At 60.5% G+C, this 286-nt stretch carries 1 pseudogene; it reads right to left on the reverse strand.

The window, feature by feature from the left end:
• Nucleotides 1–107: 107 nt before the first annotated feature.
• Nucleotides 108–286: pseudogene (locus EN846_RS36325) on the reverse strand (transcriptional regulator); the annotation flags it as partial.

Below are 286 nucleotides of genomic sequence, written 5' to 3' on the forward strand. Positions count from 1 at the left end.
CGCGGGCAGTGTCCCTAGAGTTCTCAACCAAGAGTCTATCCAATCCCATCACGTGTGATTTTCGTCCCTTGTAGCAGAGCCGGCCTTTCAACGGGGAAAATAGTTGGTCAGCCGGCTGGGCTGGCGTTGAGGGCCTTTTCGGCAACCACCGCTTCATAGGCGGCCCGCAGCGTTGCACGGACAGAGGGGCCGGGCGCTGTATCGAGGGGGGTGCCGAGATGCTCATGGCGCAATTCGTTCATGAACTTCTCCCACATCGGCGGCCCGCCCTTTTCCAGAAGCTCGG

Source organism: Mesorhizobium sp. M4B.F.Ca.ET.203.01.1.1, from assembly GCF_004791025.1.
In the GTDB taxonomy this organism is placed as follows: domain Bacteria; phylum Pseudomonadota; class Alphaproteobacteria; order Rhizobiales; family Rhizobiaceae; genus Mesorhizobium; species Mesorhizobium abyssinicae.